The organism is candidate division KSB1 bacterium (assembly GCA_034505495.1).
Taxonomy (GTDB): Bacteria; Zhuqueibacterota; Zhuqueibacteria; order Residuimicrobiales; family Krinioviventaceae; genus Fontimicrobium_A.
Window position 1 is genome coordinate 1 of the sequence record JAPDQV010000024.1, and the last position, 19879, is coordinate 19879.

Sequence of the window (19879 nt, forward strand, 5' to 3'; positions counted from 1 at the left end):
TGGCCACGCTGGTAAAGCTCAACGAGGTGATCCACGCGGCAAAGTGCACAGCCAGAAAGAATCCGGCCAAAGCCGAAGCTTTGAAACGACTGCGATTAATAGCACCGGAGCGCGCGCCGCTCAAGACGAAATAGACGGCTGAAGCCACGGCAACGCGATAGAAAGCAATAGTCAGCGCCGGCGCTTGGCAGAGCCTGGTCAGGATCGAGGATGAAGAGATGGCGAGCAATCCGAACCCGAGAACTGCCGCCGACTGGCGTTGCAGCGCGTTCACCCCTCCTCCCGGCGCGGAAGATCGAACCATTCCAGATCGTTCGGCAGAAAACTCGGCGCAAATTCTTCCCGCGCCTCCTGCAAAAGCGCTCCCTCCTCTTCTCCGTGGACGCGGATGCTGAGATGCCACAAAAAGAGCCTGCGGGCACCGGCTGCGCGCGCCAGGCACGCCGCCTGTCGCGAGGTCGAGTGAAAGCTCGCAACGGCCCGCTCGGCATAGCGGTCGGAAAACGTGGCGTCGTGAATGAGCGCGTCGCAATTCTGGGCCAGCTCCATACCGGCCTCGCAAGGCAGGGTATCGGTGCAATAGGCAATGACTCTCCCCGGTGTCGACGGGCCGACGACCTCCTCCGGCCGAATCAAGCGTCCGTCGATATTTACAGGCAGACCCCGCTTGAGCTGTTGCCGCTCCGGGCCTTCGGGTATGCCGAGCTCGGCGGCTTTTACCGTATCGAATAGGCCCGGCTTATCCGGCTCTTCCAGCCGATAGCCGTAACACGGAGCGCTGTGTTCGAGCAGCCGCGCCGTCACTCGAAAACTGCCAACGGAAAATCGATGCAGCGGTTCCGTCAGTTCGACAATCTTCAAAGGAAAATCGATGGTATATTTGGCAAGGGAGGCGATCCAATCGAGCAGGCCGGCAAGCCCTGCCGGACCATAGAGCGTCAATGGAGCGGTTCGCTGAAACAACTGTTGAGAGGTGAGAAATCCGGGAAGACCAAAGAGATGATCGCCGTGCAGATGCGAAATGATAACGGCCTGAACTTTTGCTGCAGAAAGTCGCGCCTGCTGCAGCCTGACTTGAAAGCCCTCTCCGGCATCCAAAAGAATGATTTCGTTTTCCCGCTGTATTGCCAAACAAGGGGCCCTGCGCGACGGAGAGGGCGCCGCGGCACCGGTGCCTAGAAAATGGAGACGAAGGAGGTCGGTCACGCCTTCTTTTTTCCGAAACGATTCTCAGTGCCGTTCAATAGCCGCTTGATGTTCGAGCGATGCGTAAAGATGATCAGCGCGGCGGCAAAAAAACTAAAGAGATACAGCGAATTCTTGACGGGTATATGGAGGACGTAGCGGAAAATCGTCAGCACAATCGGCAGGGCTACGGCGCCGCTCATCGAGGAAACAGAGACAATGCGCGTCAGCAAAAAGACGAGCAGGAAAACGAGCAGACAGATGCCCAAAGCCGCCGGATAGAGCGCCAGCATCATGCCGGCTGCAGTGCCGACGCCTTTGCCGCCGCGAAAGCCGGCAAAGACCGTCCAAATGTGACCGATGATGGCCGCACAACCGGCCATCAGCATAAGCAGACCGGAATCGAGCGTTCCCGCGGCGAACCTCGATATCCAAAACGTGGCGGCAAATCCCTTAAAGACATCGAAAGCCATCACGAAAATGCCCGGCCCGGGGCCGAGGACGCGAAAGACGTTGGTGCCGCCGGCATTGCCGCTGCCGTGTTCACGAATATCGATGCCTCGCAACAGCTTACCGACAATGATGCTGGTCGGAAAAGAACCGACCAAATAAGAAAGCAAAATCATGACGAAAATTTTCATTCACAAGCCTCCACTTGCCGCTTGAAAGCGGGCTACGACCCCAAATACCTTAATCGCCTATGACGGCGATGCCGCAGGCGTTGAATCCCACATGCGCCCCCAAAGCCGGACTGGCCGGAACAATGAACACGTCGTCGGTGCGGAAACGGCGCACCAGCCGCTCGCGGTACTCTTCCGCCAAAGGCCGATTCATGACGTGTGCAATGCCGAAGCGGGGATTCTTGAGTGTGGCCGCATATTCTTCCGTCAAACGGTAAACCTTCTCATTAAGCGCTTTGCGTCCGAATGCTTTGGCTGCTTGAACCAAGCGGCCTTCGGCGTTAAAGCCGATTACAGGATGAATGTTCAACAACTCTGCAACCCATCCCTTCATCTTGGGCACGCGGCCGCTTTTGAGCAGCTGTTTGAGCGACGGAATGCTGACGAAAAAGCGCAGTCTTGGGATAAGTTTTGTCAGTTTTTCCAGCACCTCGTCGTGCGGAAAGCCCCGTTCGATCAGCCGCGCCGCTTCCTGAACGATCAGCCCCAAACCGGCGCTGGTGCTGCGCGAATCGACGACATCAACCCGCAGCTTGTCTTCAACCGAGCGCACCGCGTTCAGGCCGCCGTTGAGGGTACCGCTGAGGGCGCCGCTGAGGAAGACGGCGATCGCCGAAAGACGCGTCTCCGCCGCCTCGGCATAGGCTTTTACGAACGCCGCCGGCGTCGGCTGCGAGGTGCTGATCACGCCACCGGATTCAGCGAACAGCTTGTAAAACTCTTCCGGCTGGATTTCGACGCGGTCTATAAAGGAACGGTCCTTGATTTTGAGATGAACCGGCACAACAAAAATCTGATGGCGCTTGATCACCTCTTCCGGCAAATCGCAGGTCGAGTCGGTAATCAGCGCAATGCCGGAACGAGCCGGGCGGCCGATCTTGTTTTCCACCTGCGCCCGCATATCCTCGGTTTTGGTCTTGGCGACCGTTCCAAAGCGCGCCGCAATCGCAAACACCTCCTGCGGCCGATTGGTATGAATGTGAACGCGCACCTTGTGAGGGTTGCCGATGACGATCAACGAATCACCCAACGGCATGAGCTGAGCTTTGATGTGATCGCGATCGATATTTTCGCCGAGAATGAGACACTGGGTACAGTAACGGAACCGCACCGCCTCGTCGGAGCGATGCACATGATGGCGCAGCGCTTCGGCCACCTGCGAACCAAAACTGAGCGCGGCAAATCGGCCGTTTTCGAGGAATTCCTGAATTCCTTCGAGCAGATGAACGAATCCCTGCGCCCCGGCATCCACAACGCCGGCCTTGCGCAGCACCTGAAGCTTTTTCGGCGTTTCGCTCAAAGACTGACGCGCGCGCGCCAAAGCTCCCTTTAAAAGATCGACAAAATCCTCTTTGAGGTGAGCATGTTCTTTGATGTGCGCTGCCCAGTCGCGCATCACCGTCAAAATCGTTCCTTCCTTGGGCTGCGACACGGCTGATTCGGCATAAGCCACGGCGCCCTCGACTGCTTCGGCAAAATCTGTGGGCGCCACTTCGTCCTTTCCGGCGCTGCTTTCGGCCAAACCTTGAAAAAACTGCGCCAAAATCACGCCCGAATTGCCGCGGGCATTCTCCAGCGCCGTATCAGCCAAGGCGCTGCTTACCTCGCTGAACGAATCGTGTTCCACTTCATGGGCGCGTTCGGCGATGGAACGAAGCGTTTCCGCCATGTTGGTGCCGGTATCGCCGTCCGCCACCGGAAAAACATTGATGTCGTTCAGCTCCTCCTGCTTTTGCTCCATTTTGGCTGCGGAGGCAATGATCGAATGCTTGAGCTGACGACCGTTGAGACGAGTAATCGCCGATTTTTTTTCCTTCATACTGCACTCTGACTTCTTTTTCCTATCCGACGCCGCGCCGTTCGGCTAAACGCCGGAAAAGGCATACTTTCTTTAAAAACGCCCCTACTGCCGCACGCGGAGAACGACTGAGAACTCCTAATCAATCCCGACCTCGCTGCCCCAAGTCGTAAAGCCTGCAGACTTGACGTTTCATTTCTTATTCTAATGAATTTAGTCCAAATTCCTCAGAGTTCCAACCGCTTTTTCTCACTTTCAAAGCAAGGAGGCTGATCAGAGGAGGAACCGCGTGCGAAGATAGTGCTTCAGCGGCTGCGCATAGACTCCGGCTGCGGCGAGAGCAATCTGCGTCTGCAGCCAGCCGAGCGGCGTTCCCATATCGAGCCGCTCGCCCTGAACCTCATAGCCGAGGGCTCCTTCGCGCGCAATCAGCTCTGCAAGCGCCGAAGTGAGCTGAATCTCACCGCGTTCGCGCCTGTCCGTTCGTATATGCTCATCCAGGATGTCGAAAATCGTCGGCGTAAGAACATAGATGCCGAAAATAGCGAGGAACTGATCCGGAGGAAGGGTCTCGACCCGCAATTGTCGACGCGCCTCCTCTATCGAGGGCTTTTCGAGGATGGTATGCAGCTCGTACAAGCCTTCGCCGCATGGATTTCCGGCCGCCACACCGAAAAGATGGATTTCTTCCGCAGGCGTACGCTGCAGTCCGAACACCGATTTGCCGGTGCGGCCAAAGACCTCAAGGACCTGCTTCACGCACGAACGGTCGGTGCGCGAAAGATAGACGTGATCGCCGAGCAGCAGCAGAATCGGCGCATCGCCCGCCCATTCGCGACCGCAATAGACCGCATGACCAAAGCCCTTTTGCTCGGTCTGATACAGAAAGGTAAGCCTGGCGCCGATTTGCGCCAATTTAGCCGATTGCTGTTCGGCCCACGGCTTGTCGCGAAAAGCCGGCCGCTCGTTTTCTCTAAGCGGCGTAAAGTGGCGTCGAAACTGTTCCTCCTCGCCCGGCTGGACGATCACGGCGATTTCCTCAATGCCGGCCGCCAGCACTTCTTCAACAATGATCTGCAGCGTCGGCTTGCTGATGCCGTCGCGATCGACCAGCGGAAACATCTCTTTCTGCACCGCATTCGTGGCCGGATAGTGACGCGTCCCTTTGCCGGCCGCAGTAATGAGGGCCTTCGGCCTGGTCATATTACGGTTCCGTCGGGAATCACGGCATCCTTGAGAATGATGACGATCCCGTCGCGAATGTACCACCCTTCCTGCTCGTGGGAATCGTCGAATTCGATCTGATCGCGGTTTTCGATGCGCACATTTTTGCCGATACGGGCGTTCTTGTCGATGATGGCTTTTTTGATGACCGAGCCGCGACCGATGCCGAGCGGAATTGCCTCGTTGCCGTTACTCATTTCCTGTCGACCCGAGCTGTCATAATAGTCGCAACCCATGATCAAAGTATCTTCGATCTGTACGCTGTCGCCCACGATCGTACGGATGCCGAGCAGCGATCGACGAATCTTGGCGTTGGTGATGATGGAGCCCTCGCCGATCATCGATTCGACGATGTCGGCATTGATGAGGCGGATCGGCGGCAGGAAGCGCTGGCGGGTGTAGATCGGCGCACTCTCATCGAAAAAGCTGAACGGCGGATTGGGATAGCGCAGCAGCGCCATGTTGGCGTTGTAAAAAGAGCGGATCGTTCCGATGTCCTCCCAATAGCCCTTGAACAAATAGGCCTTTACCTTCAGCTCATGGATGGCGGTCGGAATGATTTCCTTGCCGAAATCCTTTTGGTTCGGATCGCGGGCCAACAGGTGCCGCAGCACGTCGCTGCGAAAGGCATAGATGCCCATGGAGGCGAGATAGGGCTTTCGCTTTGCCTCATCATCCGACAATCCGAGCGGGCGAGTATCGACCGCCATTTCCTTCAAGGCGTCGCCTTTCGGCTTTTCTCTGAACTCGATGATCCGATTCTCCGCATCGGTTTTAAGGAGGCCGAAGGACGAAGCGCGCTCCTCTTCCACGGCAATGACCGGAATCGTCAAATCAGCGTCGTTCTGGCGATGGTATTCGATGAATTTGCGATAATCCATACGATAGAGGTGATCGCCGGAGAGCACAAGGTATTCGCTAATGTTGTAGCTTTGAATATAACGCATGCACTGCCGCACGGCATCGGCGGTACCCTGAAACCAGCCCATGTTGTCCAGAGTCTGCTGCGCCGCCAATACTTCGACAAAACCTTCACTGAAGGGACCAAAGTGATAAGTCAGGCTAAGATGACGATTGAGGGAGGCAGAATTGAACTGCGTGAGAACATAGATCTTTTGCACTCCCGAGTTGATGCAGTTGCTGACCGGAATGTCGATCAGGCGATACTTTCCGGCGATCGGAACCGCCGGTTTGGCCCGCAGTTTGGTTAGCGGATAGAGGCGGGTTCCCTGTCCGCCGCCGAGGATGATCCCCAGAACATTTCGCATGGCACTCTCCCGCCGAGTAGATGGTTCGCAGTGTGTCGTTTGCGCCGCGCCGTCGGCACCGCATGATCGAAGCGGCTTAAATCAATTGAATCGTTTCCCGAATCGGCGTATATTTCCTGTCGAAAATATACAAGCTTCTCAGCCAAGTGCAACTCTTTTTTTGTGCGGAGGAACCCCTATGAAGCTCTGTTATGAAACGGTCGTGCGGGCGCCCGTAACGGACGCGTTTGCTTTTTACAGCAACATCGCCAACCTCCGGCGAATCACGCCGCCCAATATCAAACTGGAAATCGTGGAAATCGTCGGCAACATGCGCGAGGGGACGCGAATTACCGTCCGAACCGGCCGTTGGTTTGTCGTCTGGGAATGGCGGCTGCGCATCGCCGAATTCGTCCCTAACCGCCGCTTTGTCGATGTGCAGGAAGAAGGCCCCTTTGCGCGATATGAGCATCTGCACGAGTTCCTGCCGCATAACGACGGCACACTGCTGCGCGACACGCTCGATTTTGCGCTGCCGTATGAGCCGTTCAGCGCGCCGATGCGCGATTGGATTCTAAAGCCGCAGTTGGATCGCCTGTTTGCCTTTCGCCATCAGGAGACGCGCCGACTCCTCGAGCGGACATAAAAAAAGCCGCCGAAAGGCGGCTGATGGACTGTGAAATTCCGCCGCGCAGTATTATACCGCGGCGGGCGGATATAAGTCAGGAATATCGACTCAATAGTTCACATCGATAAAGCGCATCCAATCGGGATCATAGATTTCCCCGCGGGCGGTGGAATGAACCAGTTCCAGGTCGTTCATGCTGCGCTTGTCGACAAAGATAAAATCGACCCCACCCTGAATCGAATAGTAGTGCCAGATTTGATATTCGCGCGCATCGCTGCTGGAGGGAAAGCGCTCGATTTCATCCGGCTTGCCGTAAAGCAGCAGCACCCGGCCGCGGTCGCCTTTGTAGCCGTCCTTGAACGGCCCGCGATAGAGCGCATTCGCCATACGCACGCGCGCCAGGTATTCTTCTTTGAACTCGTTGATCGGCGTTCCAGGTGTTGCGTCGCGCGCAGCCCAAAATTCCTTGATAAACTCCCGCTTGCCGGCCAAATTGAGCTTTTTCCAGGTGCTCAGCTCCTCCGGTTTGGCGATGTAGCGCACCCAGTCGAACTCTAAATCCAGCTCTTCCTCCTTCATGACGTCATAGCGGTCGGCGTCGATGCCGGGACTCCCTTGTCCCTGCGACTTTTCCATTGCCTGAAACGCAGCCCCGCCGGCGGCAAAATCATCCGGACGATAGACGAAAAACCGATGCGCTGCCTTTGCCTCTGCACCGGTCTGATGGTCACGCACCTTCACTTCGAGCTGATACGTGCCGGAGACCAAGGTCACGACATTCAAATTCTGCACAAGCACCGAAGACTCGCCCGGCTTGCTGCGAACTTGGGCGGGAAATGTCTTGGCCTCTTTCCCATCCGAATCCAACACCCGATACGTGACAGAGTATTTGCGTCCCTCTTCGCTTTCCCCAGGCGCCAGATTATAGATTTCCGCATAGCAATAAAGAATGGGCATGCCGATGCCATAGACAGCCGCCGGATGCGGGAGTACTTTGAAGCCGTTCTTGGTAAACGAGCCCGCTGCGGCATCACGCTCGATGCTCATCGCCAACTGCAAATCGCTGATGACCAGGCCTTTTTGGTAAGAAACCGCACGGATGGGGAATTTTACGCTTTGTCGACGGTTTTCGCCGAAAAGGTCGGTCAAACGCAGTTCGAGCTGATACTCGTCCGGCGGAACGGTAAACGCTCCGATAATGGGAATGGTCATGTTCAAAGCGTGCGTGTCGAGCGAATCAAGGGTATCGCGCGAGCGCCAAATACGGTTCTGCAGAACCTGCCCTTGCCGGGAAATCTCGGCCTCGACCAAAAACTCGGCCGCAAATTTGTTTCCCTCTTCCTCGAGCCGTTTAAAGGTGAGTACTTTGCGGTCCAAGGCGGCATAAAACTCGAGGTAGACGAGCGAATCGGCGGCGCGAAATGAGGCATAATCAGCGGAAAAATAAAAACGGATTTGGCGCGCCTGGTCTGATTCGTCATCAGCGGACAAAATCGTTGCGCCAAAGAGCATGGCAGCCAGACAGTAACGCATGAATTTCATACCAACTCCCATAGTCATAAAATCAGGCCGCATACTTTTCGGCCGTTTCAAATTTAACCGAAACAACCTGCGACACGCCTTCCTCCTCCATCGTCACGCCGTAGAGCTGATCGGCGACGCGCATCGTGAGCTTGTTGTGCGTCACGACGATGAACTGCGTGTTCTTGGAAAACTCGCGCAACGCCGCGGCAAACCGTTCGACGTTCTTGTCGTCCAGCGGCGCATCCACTTCATCGAAAATGCAGAAGGGACTGGGCTTGACTAAATAAATGGCAAGCAACAGCGAGACGGCGGTCAGCGATTTTTCGCCGCCCGAGAGCAGCTGCAGCGACGCCGGTTTTTTACCACCCGGTGCCGCATAAATATCGATTTCCGCCTCCAGCGGATCGTCGCCTTCCCGCAATACCAGCGTTGCGCGACCTCCTTCAAAAAATGTCTCGAACACTCGATTGAAATTTTTCTGCACCTGCTCGAATGTCGCCAAAAAGCGCTCGCGCGCCGTTTTATTGATCAGCTCAATCGTCTCGGTCAAGTTTTCCCGCGCCTTGAGAAGATCTTCGCGCTGAGCGTTGAGAAAATCGTAGCGCTCTTTTTCCTGCTCGTATTCTTTCAGCGCCAGCAGATTGACCGGTCCCATACTCTTGAGTCGTTCCTTTAAATCGGCTGCCGCGCTGCGCGCCGCCTCGACATCAAATTCGGAATCGATCGGCTCGCGCCGCAGGTCGTGTTCATACTCTTCCCTGATGCGGCTGACAAGATTCTCGGCGCGCATGCGCAGCTCGCTTATGCGCAGCTCGAGCTGGTGCACAGAATCAGCCAAGGATTGGCTCTGCCGCCGCAGCTCGCGGATGACCTTTTCCATCTCGTCGGCGCGGACGTTGGTTTGATACTGTTGCTCGCGCAGCTCTTCCAGTCGCGCCCGCGAAGCCTCGATCTGCCTCGACAGCTCTTCAATATGACCGCGATACTCTTCATTAACAGCGGCCAGCTCTTCAACTTCCTGCGCGGCGCGAAGACTCTCCTCGTCACGCTGCTCGATCATCCGGCGCGTCTCGTTCAGCTGCTGCCGCACCGAATCGCTGCGGCGAAGCTCCGCATCGTACTCGCTCTGCAGCTTGGCCACAGAGATCTGGATTTTTTGCATCCGCTCGCCGACGCGGTTAACTTCCGCCTCCAGGCTGCGGAACTCTTCCTCCATACCCTGCAGCTTTTGTGAAACCGCTGCCCGACGCTCCTGCAGCGAGCGCGAGTCGCTGTCCTGCAGCTGCAGACTGCGACTCAACTCAGCGGCGCGCGCCATCAGGTCATCCTTTTCCTGCTGCGCCCGGCTCTGAGTTTCTCTGAGCCGACTCTCTTCGAACGCCAGCCTGCCGACCTCCAAACGAACAGCGGACAAATAAGTTTCCAATTCTTTGACTTCATGCGCCCATATGGCGGCTTGCTCTCGGCCGTGGCGTTCTTCTTCCGCTTTTGCGGCGATCTGCGCCTTTCTCCGCTCACAGGCCGACTGCAGCCCTTCGATCTCCTGCGCCAGCTGCTGCAGCTCTTCCTGGCGGCCGACAATATCCGATTGACGTTTGCTGTGACTGCCGCCGCGGATGACGCCCCAATGCCCGCGCACCTCGCCGCTCAGGGTCACAATGTTGATATGCTGCTTTTTTAATCGATCGAACAGACGATCTGCCGTCTCCAAGTCCTGAACCACAAGAAAATCGCCCAGCAGTACATCGACGACCGGTCGATATTTGCTTTCGCAGCGCACCAGCTCGTTCGCCCACCCGACCACACCGAGATCCTCGACGTCGGGATGCGCAGGCAAATCGGCATTGAGCTGATCCAAAGGCAAAAAGGAGACAAATCCCTTGCGGTCCTGCTGCAAAAGCCCGATTCCGGCATATGCTGTGGCCGTGTCTTTGACGATCAGGTACGCGGCCGCTTCACCCAACGCCGAAGAGATCGCCGTTCGATGCTCCTGCGATACGGTAATCACATTGGCCACCGCCCCTTCCGGAATAAAGTGGTCGGACTGCACCGTCGCAAGGAACCGCACTCCGGAGGGATAGTCCTGGTAGCTCTCCATGATCTTGCGGATCATCTCGGCGTTGTTTTCGAGAACTTCGATACGGTTGCGATCCTGCAGATCGAGCTTGTTGAGGCGGTCGAGCGCCGTGTGTGCTTCTTCGGCGCGCTGCGAGCTCTCCGCCAGCCGCTCGCGTGCGTGGGCGAGCTTTCCCGCCAGCTCCGTTTCTTTGGCGCGGGCAACCTGCAGTTCGCGACTAACCACCTCCAGTCGATCGTCGGCTTGCGCTAATTCCGCCGAAAGCTGCTCCAGCCGCCGCGACAATCCCTCTTCGGTAGCGCGCAGACGCTCGCCTTCGTTCTGCTTTTTGGAGAGCGTTTCGGTCAACATCAGCAGCTCCGTCTCGGTCTGCTTGATTTCCGCACGCTTGGCGTCGTACAACGCCCGCAGAGACTGATATTCGGCATTGACTTTCTCAAGCTCCGCCTGGGCAGTTTCGAGCTGCCTTTTGGCTTCTCGTGCGGCAAAGGCGGTCTCATCATGCGTCTGCTCCAGCTCGCCGAGGCGCTCGACCAGGCCGACACGCTCCTTTTGATAGCGCTCCTGCATCTCATTCAACGTGCGAATGCGCTCGCTGTTCACCAACACCCGCTCTTCCAGTTTTTGCGACTCGCGTGTGAGCTGATTCAGCCGATTCTGCTCCTCAGTAAGTGCTTTTTCCTGATTCAATAGCTGCGCGCGCAGCGCCTCATAGCCGGCATCGTGGGAAGCAAGCTCCGCCGCCGCCTTTTCCCGATCGTCGATCGACAGCGCGAGCGTCGTTTCCAACGGCTCCAGTTCGCTCAGCAAACGCGAATATTCATGCGTCGCCGTTTGAATTTCCAGACGGCGCAGCTCGCCGGCAATTTCCTGATAACGTTCCGCTTTGGCCACCTGGCGCTTGAGACTGCGGACGTTTTTTTCCACCTCGGAAAGAATGTCCTCGACGCGTACCAAGTCCTTTTCGGTGGCCTCAAGCTTTTTAAAGGTCAGCTTGCGCCGTTGTTTGAATTTGGTAATACCGGCTGCTTCCTCAAAAATGCGGCGCCGTTCCTCCGGCTCGCCGTTCAATATCTTTTCGATCTGCGGCAGCTCGATGACCGAATACGAATTACCGGTGATGCCCGTGTCCATGAACAGATCGAGGATGTCCTTCAGCCGCACCGGATTGCCGTTGATCAAATATTGACTTTCTCCGGATCGGAACAGCCGGCGCGTGATCAGCACTTCGCTGTAATCGACCGGCAGGAGATTGCGCGTGTTTTCCAGTTTGATGGAGACTTCGGCCATGCCGACCGCCTTGGCGGCGGCCGAGCCGTTGAATATGACGTTGTCCATCTTTTCGCTGCGCAGAGCGGAGCTGCGCTGCTCGCCCATCACCCAGCGTATGGCGTCGACAATGTTGCTTTTGCCGCAGCCGTTCGGCCCGACAATGGCGGTTATGCCGTCATGAAAGACGAGATTCGTTTTTTTGGCAAATGATTTGAATCCGACGATGTTCAGTTCTGTGAGTTTCAATGCAGCCTTGAAAATTATTATAACGATGAGCGGTTACGGGACGCGCTCGCACGTCCCCCGGTAAATTTTGCGGGGTGCAAATTACATCTCTGAGGCTAAAAAAACAAGCTGTTTTTCCCGACCCTTCATTGGAGCAGAGTTTTACCCTTGACAACGCGAAAACCGTCGGCATTGATAAAAGCGACCGAAGGTTCTTCTTCGGATTGTGCGCGAATGGCGGCGCACCCCACGTCACCGTTTCGATTGACGGCGATGAACTTGACGTTAAAGTTGATCTTGCCGCCGCGGTTGATCTCGACAATACGGCGACAGGCTTCCAGGCAGGCCTCTTCCGGCGATCGGCCTGCGCGCATGAGCTCCACCACCATAAAACTGCCGCAAATGCGGATGACCTCTTCGCCGCGCCCCGTGGCGCCCGCCGCGCCGACCTGATTGTCCACGTACAGTCCGGCGCCGATGATCGGCGAATCGCCGACGCGGCCCGAAATCTTCCAAGCCAGGCCGCTGGTGGTGGTAATGCCGGCAATCTCGCCGTTGGGGCCGATGCCGAGCACATTGATCGTGCCGGTCGGCCGCGGCCGCAGCTCGTACTTGCCGTCGGCCGGCGGCAGCCAGTCGTCCTCATCGCTGAGGTTTTCCTTCCAGCGCAGCCACGCCAACCGCGCCTCTTCGGTCAGCAAATTTTGCTCCTTAAAGCCGTGCATCAGCGCGAACCGCTTGGCTCCGGCCCCCACGAGCTGAATGTGGTCGGTGCGCTCCATAACCAGTCGCGCCACCGAGCTGGGCGTAGCAATGTCCTCCAGCGCCATCACGGAACCGCACTTGTGCGTCGGGCCGTACATCACGCTTGCATCCAACTGCACCACCCCGTCCTCGTTGGGCAGGCCGCCGAGTCCCACCGACTGATCCTCCGGATCGAGTTCCACGACATTGGCGCCCTTTTCACAGGCGTCAAGAATACTGCCGCCTTGTTGCAAAACCTGCCAGGCGGGTTCCAACACCTTTCTTCCCCAGTACTCGCCGCGGCTGCAGAGGAGGATCGGCCTGCGAGGGGAGGCTGCGGCCGTCAATCGCGGCGCCCACGGCAGCATCGCCGCCAATCCTGCACCGGCTAAAAAGTTCCTTCTGCTGACGTTCATCGACACTTTCTCCCTATGTGCGTCGTATCTGATCACTCTAATTGTCTTTCACTCTGCGCCGGATATTGTCAGACGTTCCCATCATCTTATTTCCACTCTCTAACGGCGCGTTCCGCCGCGCGCAGCAGCGGCTTGACGGACACCGGCTCACCGACGGCGACGCGCATCCAGGCGTCGGGCGTCAGACGCCCAAGCCTGCACATCCGCTCCATCTCCTGCGCCAAGTTCTTGCCCTGCAGATGCTCCTCGATCTGCTGCATGATCGCGTGACCCAAAAAATAATCCGGCAGATACAGCCCGTAGGCAATCATGTGCGAATAGATCGCCAATATCACCGAGTCTTTGACGCCGATGAGAGGATAAAAGAATTCGTTCCACACCTCTTTGGCGATTTGCAGGACGGCGGCCTGCACTTCCGTCGGCGATGCGGCGGGATGATCGTAAAGCCAATGCCACAACCGCATATCGACCAAGCCTACGCCGCCGATTTCGCACGTCGACCAAAAGGCGTCAAGAACCTGCGAAGGGCGATCGTCGGCCGCGGCAGGCGAGATTCCCAACAGCTGCAGATCGCGCGACTGAAAGACAAAGGCAAAGGCCTCGGTAAAGGCCGTGTTGGGCACGCCGCTGAGAAGATAGTGGTCCATGCGGTTGAGCGAAAAAACCTGTTCCACGTTGTGGCCAAGCTCATGCACGGCGATGTTGTACCCCTTGTAGGTCATGCCGGTTGGCGCTATGCGGGTGCGCAGGTGAGCGTTGTCCTCACGGCGGAGGGCGCCGCTCGCATGTCCGGCCCCGCGCGCCGGATCGACGGTAATTTTGCTCTGCAGAAAAGCCGCCGTTTCGGTATCGAATCCGAGACCAGTGAGGATGGACGACATTCCCTGCTGAAAAGCAGCGACGTTCGGGTACTTGGCCTTGACGATCCGATCGAGTTCCGTTGCATCCAAACGGCTGCGCGGCTTAAAGCCGTCGTACCAGATGTCGAACGGCTGCAGCGGTCGATTGAGACGCCTGCGAATGATGCCGGCGACCTGCTTGGTAGTCGGCGAAGTGAGCACCTCGCGGATCATCGCCTCGACCTGCTCTTCGGACAGCTCGCGGTCCTTTTTGAAGCGACGGTCGATCTTGGTCGGTAAAAGCGGAGAAAACTGATCCAGCTGCTGCTCAGCGTGAAAGATCGTCAACAGCTTTTCGTATCGCGCGCCGCCTTCAGGAGTTGGGCTGACCGGCTGGTTGCTGCGATAAAGGCGATTGTTTACCGGATCCCAATCGCATTCATCGCTGTTGATAACCTGCTTGGGAATCTCTTGGCGGATGATGCGATCCATGACCGCGTAGATCAGCTGCTGCTTCGGCAGGCCGTCGGCTGAAGCGTATTGGCTCTTGATCTCGTCGCGTAATCCCCAATGCGAAATAAGCTTGAGTTCAGGCGGGAAAAGCCGTTTCCCCTTCGGGTCCAATAGCCTGCCCATAAAAATGTTATAGTTGGCGATATAGTCGTCGGCCTGCACATAGGCGCGCGAGAGCTCCTGCGCGACCTCCGGAGGAATGCGCGTGTCAAAAGCGTCGGCGAGCCGCGCCCGCGCCCATTCCCCGCGACTCCACTTCGGACCCAGTGCAAGCTTTTCTTCGAGTGAATAAATGGGGAAATTGAGCAGAACGACAAAGCCGATCTTTTTCTGAAACAGATCCTCCTGCAGGTGTGCAAAAGGATCGTACTCGGCAAAGAGATAGTCGACGCGCAGCAGCGGCAGGCTGTCCTGGTCCAGTTCGAGCGGCGCTTTCAGCTCGCGGCCGACCTCGTGCGCATGCCCCCATAGGATTTCGAGGTTCCGTTCCATACGCTCGAAAAGAAGGCGAAGCGATTCGGTGTCGGCGACAAAATGGTCGAGACAGAAATTTGAAAACTGCTCCGCGTCGCCGTCCGTTTCGCGCCATAGCGCCGCGCATTGCCGCACCCCCCTTTCGATGCGAAAACGGTGCGCTTCCCCATAACGTTTTAAAAGCTCGGTTTCGACGCGCAAAGGGATCGCCGCATCCATAGCCGCTCCCGTCATCGGCGCCGTCAGCAGCAGCGCCGAGAGTAATAAATTGATCATTCAGCTTCTCCGTTCCTCAATATGGTCGAGCCTGTCTGTTACGGCTGTCGATAAGATGAGAGTCCTCAGTTCCAGGAACCCTGTGCCGTGATAACGTTGCCGTTGTATTCGATCCAGCTGCCGCTGCCGTCGGCGTTCCAGCTAAAGCTCTGCACCAGCACGAAAACGCCGTTGACCAACTGTTCGATTTTTAGAGTTCCCGAATGATCGGTGTTGATTTGGCCGGTGAAGCGGCTCCCCGCCATAAACGAAGGCGCCTCCACCTGGAAGATCAGCTCATTGGCCGCGCCCAAAGACCAGACAAAAGAGGCGGCGATCGTCGTCCCAGGGGGAACAAAAGAGGTGAACGAACCGCTGCGTTCGTTTTTGGCCTGCTCGGCGCGCACGCCCAGCCAATTGGTTACAGCCTGATCGTTTCTCTTGCCGCTATAGTACACTTCCCAAAGATACTTATCACCTACCGCTTTAATCTTGACGGTGATGGTCGCCTCGCCCTCGACCCAAGAGTACTCCCACGGCCCATCGCCTTCGGCCTCAACTGCTTTGCGCAGGTTCGGCGGCAGGAAATAGTTCGGCAGCGAAGCGCTCAGCGCATTGGCTAAGCCCATATAATAGGCAACCATTTGCGCATGCGCATCGCTGGAGGCGGCCAGCTTGGCAGGCACGATGATCGAGTGGGTTTTGAAGCGCGGGGCATCGGCCGGAACGGTCGGGCCGGTCGGCGTCGAAGTCGACTCTTTTTTGCCGCAACCGGCGACGAACACTGAAAGCCAAAGCAACAAGATCAGCTTTTTCATGGGTCTCGCTCCTTTACAATTAAACCTTTAGGCGACGAGGGCCGAACAACAGCGTTCCCAACCTGACAAGGGTAGCGCCCTCTTCGATCGCCACCAAATAGCTGTCGCTCATGCCCATTGATAATATTTCCATTTGCAGATGCGGAATCTGCAACGCCTTGATCTGCAGGAAAATTTCCCGTGTCAGCCGAAAATAGGGCCGCATGGCTTCGGGATCTTCGAGCAGCGGGCCCATCGTCATCAGGCCGCGCACCTCCAGGTTCGGCAGCTCGGCTGTGCGTCGAGCAAGCTCCACAACCTCTTCCGGCAACGCTCCGCTCTTGTTCGGCTCGCGGCCGCTGTTGACTTCGATCAGAACCGGCATACGTTTGCCGATCGCCGCGCAACGCCGATCGAGCGCCGCCGCCAGCTCGAAAGAATCGATCGTTTCGATCAAGTCAAAGAGTTCGACGGCCTTGTTGACTTTGTTTTTCTGCAGATGGCCGATGAGATGCCACTGCACCGGCCCGACAACCTGGGGTTTGATCTGCTGCGCTTCCTGCACATAGTTATAGCCGATGATCCGCACCCCGGCATCCACGGCCGCCTGCACCTCATCGGCTGTTCGCGTTTTGGCCGCCGCCTCGACGGTCACATGCGGCGGAATCGTCGCCAAAACCGAGCGAATATGTTCGACAAGTTGTTGATGCTGCATATTAGAATATCGTCTCAGTTCCTCAATCGCGGCACAAAACAGCCGTTTTCTTGTCTTTTTTAATAATCGGGCAAGCTTGCAATCTGCTCCTTCGTCTTCAGATGCTTTGCGAGTCGAAACGCGCTGCAAAAATTAAAATAGCATGAATCCCAAAATTTTCAAAAAAGGATTTTGCCGTGCATAAACGGGCAAAGTGCTTTTGTTTTTGAGACCTATGCACGCTGCATGGGCGGATTGCTTATTGGCCTTTCCCTTCTGCTTTTTTTCAAAATCCATAGACGGCAGCGCCGCCTTCGGCAACCCTTGTCTCAATCGAACGGAACTCTTTACAAACGCTACGACAGGCCGACAATCTCGCCGTTTTCATCGATATCAATGCGCTCACCGGCCGGCGAAGTGGGCAGCCCCGGCATGGTCATCATGTCGCCGAGGATCGGATAGAGAAAACCGGCGCCGGCGGCGGCGCGCACCTCGCGTACGTGAATGAGAAAGTCGCGCGGCCGCCCCTTGAGCTTGGGATCGGCCGAAAGCGACAGGTGCGTCTTGGCCATGCAGATCGGCAGGCCGGAGAGACCAAGGTCTTTGTACAGCTGAATTTGGCGCCGCGCCTCCACGCTGTACTCCACTTCGCCGGCGCCGTATATCTGCTTGGCAATGGTCTCGATCTTTTTTTCGATACTCCAGTCAAGCTCGTACAAGTGATGAAAGTTCGACGGTTTTTCACATGCCTTCACCACCGCGTGCGCCAACGCTTCACCGCCGACGCCGCCCTTGGCCCACAGCTCGCTCTCGACCGCCTCTTCCGCTCCCGCTTCCACCGCGGCGCGCCGGATGACGGCCAGCTCTTCCTCCGCGTCGCTGTCAAAACGATTGATCGCCACAACCACCGGCACGCCGTGCAGCCGCACGTTTTCGATCTGCTTGACCAAATTACCGAGGCCCTCCTCAACCGCCTGCGGATTGGGTTTGAGCAGCTCCTCATCCAACGGCTTCCCGGCCACGACCTTGTATCGGCCGCTGTGCATCTTGAGGGCGCGCACCGTGCACACCAGCACCGCGGCGTCGGGCGCCTTTTCCATCTGCCGACATTTGATGTTGAAAAACTTTTCCGCGCCGATGTCGGCGCCAAAGCCGCTCTCCGTCACTACGTATTCGGCCAGCCGCAAACCGATTTTGTCGGCCAAAATCGAACTGTTGCCGTGCGCAATATTGGCAAACGGACCGGTATGAACGAACACCGGCGTATTCTCCAACGTTTGAATAAGATTGGGTTTGATCGCCTCGCGCAGCAGAACGGTCATGGCGCCGGCCGCCTTTAGACTTTCGGCGGTTACCGCTTCTCCCTCTTCGGTGAACGCGACAATAATGCGCGACAATCTCCGGCGCAGATCGTGAATGTCGTGCGACAGTCCCAGCACTGCCATCACCTCGCTGGCGGCGGTGATGTCCCACTTGCTTTCGCGCAGGGGACCGTTCGCGCGGCTGCCCATGCCGACCATGACCTGCCGCAGGCACCGATCGCTCATGTCCACTACGCGCGGCCAGGTGATGCTGTAGGGATCGATACGCAGGGCGTTGCCGTGAAAAATGTGATTGTCAAGAAAGGCGGCCAGCAGATTGTGCGCCGCGCTTACCGCATGCATATCACCCGTAAAGTGCAGGTTAAAGTTTTCCATCGGTACAACCTGGGAATAGCCGCCGCCGGCGGCGCCGCCTTTGATGCCGAAAGTCGGCCCCATCGACGGCTGGCGAATGGCGCTGACCGCTTTTTTGCCGATGCGGTTGAGCGCCATGGACAGCCCGATGGTGGTGACGGTTTTACCTTCGCCCAACGGCGTCGGTGTAATAGCCGTTACGACAATGTATTTTCCCAATGGACGATCGGCAATGCGTTGAAGAATCGAGAGGTTGATTTTGGCAATGACATTGCCGTAGAGATCCAACTCTTCTTCGCGGATGCCCAAACCGGCGGCAATCTCTTTGATCGGTTTAAGCGAGGCGCGTTTGGCGATTTCGAGGTCGCTTAACATGACTGTACTCCCCATGGAATCGTTTCATTTGGCGGTCTTTAGAGGTACTTAGAAATCTTTGCCGAGAATGAGCTCCTGACCGACGGCCGTCGGCAACGTAACGACTTTATCGACATAGCGCACCGTACACGGCCTGCCGGCGTTCGAAACGATGCGCGCCGCCGTCAATTGACCGTCGCGCCATTCCAGGTCCACGGTAAAATTGCCGCGTGCTTTTAGACCACAGACGCGACCGTGCCGCCAGGAAGGCGGCAGAGCGGGCAACAGATGTATTTCGCCGGCATGGCTTTGCAGCAGCATCTCGGCAATGCCGGCGGTGCCGCCGAAATTGCCGTCGATCTGAAACGGAGGGTGCGTGTCGAACAGATTCGGCAAAGTTGACCTTTGCAATAACAACTGCACATGTTTTCCGGCTTCAGCGCCGTCGAGCAGTCGGGCGTAAAAATTGATGATCCAGGCGCGACTCCAGCCGGTATGACCGCCGCCGTGCGACAGCCGCTTTTCGATGGTTTTGCGCGCCGCTACGAACAGCTCCGATGTCTGCGGCGTGATCTGCGTCGCCGGATGCAGGCCGAACAGATGCGAGATGTGTCGGTGCCCCGGCTCCTGTTCTTCATAGTCTTCGATCCATTCCATGATGGTGCCGTCCTTGCCGATGCGCGTCGGCGGCAGCTTGGCGAGGGTCTGTCGACAACGTTCCTGGAAGGCTTGATCCGCGCCGACGACGGGCGCCGCCGCCACGCAGGCGTTCAAAAGCTCGCGCACGATCTGAATATCGATCGTCGCCGAATAGGTCAACTGATACGCTTTGCCGTCCTCGGGCAGAATGTAGGCGTTCTCCGGCGACATCGACGGCGCGGCAGCCAGGTAACCGTTTGGATCCGGCACTAAAAAATCGAATATAAACTCGGCCGCGCCTTTCATCAAAGGCCAGGCTTTGTCGCGTAAATAGTCTTCATCTTGAGTAAACAGATAATGCTCCCAAAAGGTCAGCGTCATCCAGGCGCCGGCAAGCGGCGAAGTTCCCCATTGAATGCCGTCCATCAGCCCAGTGCGACCGAAAGGATCGGTCAGGTGATGCATGTTCCAACCGCGAGCGCCGTACATGCTTTTGGCGGTGCGGCTCCCGGGCGTCATCAACTTGAGGAAAAATTCCGTCAGCGGTTCGACGGTTTCCGGCAGAGCGGTCACCTCGGCCGGCCAGTAATTCATCTGCAGATTGATGTTGGTGTGAAA

General features: G+C 57.1%; 15 protein-coding genes. 1 reads left to right on the forward strand and 14 read right to left on the reverse strand.

The window, feature by feature from the left end; genetic code table 11:
- From ONB24_10145 to ONB24_10170, 6 genes are all read right to left on the reverse strand, one after another.
- On the reverse strand, nucleotides 1–274 hold a 274-nt coding region (locus tag ONB24_10145; protein MDZ7316472.1), incomplete at its 3' end, for an EamA/RhaT family transporter.
- Nucleotides 271–1206 (reverse strand): ribonuclease Z, encoded by a 936-nt coding sequence (gene rnz, locus ONB24_10150; GenBank protein ID MDZ7316473.1) that lies wholly within the window; start codon nucleotides 1204–1206, stop codon nucleotides 271–273. The genes rnz and ONB24_10145, both read right to left, overlap by 4 nt.
- Entirely contained in the window at nucleotides 1203–1826 is a 624-nt protein-coding gene (gene plsY, locus ONB24_10155; protein ID MDZ7316474.1) for a glycerol-3-phosphate 1-O-acyltransferase PlsY, read from the reverse strand. The genes rnz and plsY overlap by 4 nt, the downstream gene beginning before the upstream one ends.
- Nucleotides 1827–1875: 49 nt before the next feature.
- Entirely contained in the window at nucleotides 1876–3684 is a 1809-nt protein-coding gene (locus ONB24_10160) for a DegV family EDD domain-containing protein (GenBank protein MDZ7316475.1), read from the reverse strand.
- A 252-nt stretch (nucleotides 3685–3936) separates the two neighbouring features.
- On the reverse strand, nucleotides 3937–4866 hold the full coding sequence (locus ONB24_10165; protein ID MDZ7316476.1) for a sugar phosphate nucleotidyltransferase: 930 nt from the start codon (nucleotides 4864–4866) through the stop codon (nucleotides 3937–3939).
- The gene (locus ONB24_10170; GenBank protein MDZ7316477.1) at nucleotides 4863–6155 is read right to left on the reverse strand and encodes a glucose-1-phosphate adenylyltransferase; all 1293 of its coding nucleotides are present in this window, start codon (nucleotides 6153–6155) and stop codon (nucleotides 4863–4865) included. Before ONB24_10170 ends, ONB24_10165 begins: the two co-directional genes overlap by 4 nt.
- Nucleotides 6156–6333: 178 nt before the next feature.
- Between ONB24_10170 and ONB24_10175 the strand changes: the two genes are divergently transcribed.
- The gene (locus ONB24_10175) at nucleotides 6334–6780 is read left to right on the forward strand and encodes an SRPBCC family protein (GenBank protein MDZ7316478.1); all 447 of its coding nucleotides are present in this window, start codon (nucleotides 6334–6336) and stop codon (nucleotides 6778–6780) included.
- A gap of 90 nt (nucleotides 6781–6870) precedes the next feature.
- On the opposite strand, the gene ONB24_10180 is transcribed toward ONB24_10175, so the two are convergent.
- The 8 genes from ONB24_10180 to ONB24_10215 all read right to left on the reverse strand — a co-directional run.
- Entirely contained in the window at nucleotides 6871–8304 is a 1434-nt protein-coding gene (locus ONB24_10180; GenBank protein ID MDZ7316479.1) for a GWxTD domain-containing protein, read from the reverse strand.
- A 22-nt stretch (nucleotides 8305–8326) separates the two neighbouring features.
- Entirely contained in the window at nucleotides 8327–11881 is a 3555-nt protein-coding gene (smc, locus tag ONB24_10185; GenBank protein MDZ7316480.1) for a chromosome segregation protein SMC, read from the reverse strand.
- A 125-nt stretch (nucleotides 11882–12006) separates the two neighbouring features.
- A complete protein-coding gene (locus tag ONB24_10190) occupies nucleotides 12007–13020 on the reverse strand; it encodes a N(4)-(beta-N-acetylglucosaminyl)-L-asparaginase (GenBank protein ID MDZ7316481.1) in 1014 nt (337 codons plus the stop codon).
- A gap of 86 nt (nucleotides 13021–13106) precedes the next feature.
- Nucleotides 13107–15122 carry a hypothetical protein gene (locus tag ONB24_10195; protein MDZ7316482.1) on the reverse strand — a complete coding sequence of 672 codons (2016 nt, stop codon included), beginning with the start codon at nucleotides 15120–15122 and terminating at the stop codon, nucleotides 13107–13109.
- Nucleotides 15123–15187: 65 nt separating this feature from the next.
- Complete coding sequence (locus ONB24_10200; protein MDZ7316483.1) at nucleotides 15188–15919, reverse strand: hypothetical protein; 732 nt, start codon at nucleotides 15917–15919, stop codon at nucleotides 15188–15190.
- A 19-nt stretch (nucleotides 15920–15938) separates the two neighbouring features.
- Nucleotides 15939–16613, reverse strand: a complete 675-nt coding sequence (locus ONB24_10205; protein MDZ7316484.1) for a YggS family pyridoxal phosphate-dependent enzyme — start codon at nucleotides 16611–16613, stop codon at nucleotides 15939–15941.
- Between the two features lie 335 nt (nucleotides 16614–16948).
- Nucleotides 16949–18643, reverse strand: coding sequence for a formate--tetrahydrofolate ligase (locus ONB24_10210; GenBank protein MDZ7316485.1), 1695 nt, complete (start codon nucleotides 18641–18643; stop codon nucleotides 16949–16951).
- Nucleotides 18644–18691: 48 nt separating this feature from the next.
- The coding region (locus tag ONB24_10215) for a glycoside hydrolase family 95 protein (GenBank protein ID MDZ7316486.1) at nucleotides 18692–19879 on the reverse strand (1188 nt) is incomplete at its 5' end.

Excerpts from the sequence above, each read along its gene's own strand:
- plsY (MDZ7316474.1), bottom strand. The coding sequence starts at position 1,826 with ATGAAAATTTTCGTCATGATTTTGCTTTCTTATTTGGTCGGTTCTTTT.
- ONB24_10160 (MDZ7316475.1), bottom strand. The coding sequence starts at position 3,684 with ATGAAGGAAAAAAAATCGGCGATTACTCGTCTCAACGGTCGTCAGCTC.
- ONB24_10165 (MDZ7316476.1), bottom strand. The coding sequence starts at position 4,866 with ATGACCAGGCCGAAGGCCCTCATTACTGCGGCCGGCAAAGGGACGCGT.
- ONB24_10170 (MDZ7316477.1), bottom strand. The coding sequence starts at position 6,155 with ATGCGAAATGTTCTGGGGATCATCCTCGGCGGCGGACAGGGAACCCGC.
- ONB24_10175 (MDZ7316478.1), top strand. The coding sequence starts at position 6,334 with ATGAAGCTCTGTTATGAAACGGTCGTGCGGGCGCCCGTAACGGACGCG.
- ONB24_10180 (MDZ7316479.1), bottom strand. The coding sequence starts at position 8,304 with ATGAAATTCATGCGTTACTGTCTGGCTGCCATGCTCTTTGGCGCAACG.
- ONB24_10190 (MDZ7316481.1), bottom strand. The coding sequence starts at position 13,020 with ATGAACGTCAGCAGAAGGAACTTTTTAGCCGGTGCAGGATTGGCGGCG.
- ONB24_10195 (MDZ7316482.1), bottom strand. The coding sequence starts at position 15,122 with ATGATCAATTTATTACTCTCGGCGCTGCTGCTGACGGCGCCGATGACG.
- ONB24_10200 (MDZ7316483.1), bottom strand. The coding sequence starts at position 15,919 with ATGAAAAAGCTGATCTTGTTGCTTTGGCTTTCAGTGTTCGTCGCCGGT.
- ONB24_10205 (MDZ7316484.1), bottom strand. The coding sequence starts at position 16,613 with ATGCAGCATCAACAACTTGTCGAACATATTCGCTCGGTTTTGGCGACG.
- ONB24_10210 (MDZ7316485.1), bottom strand. The coding sequence starts at position 18,643 with ATGTTAAGCGACCTCGAAATCGCCAAACGCGCCTCGCTTAAACCGATC.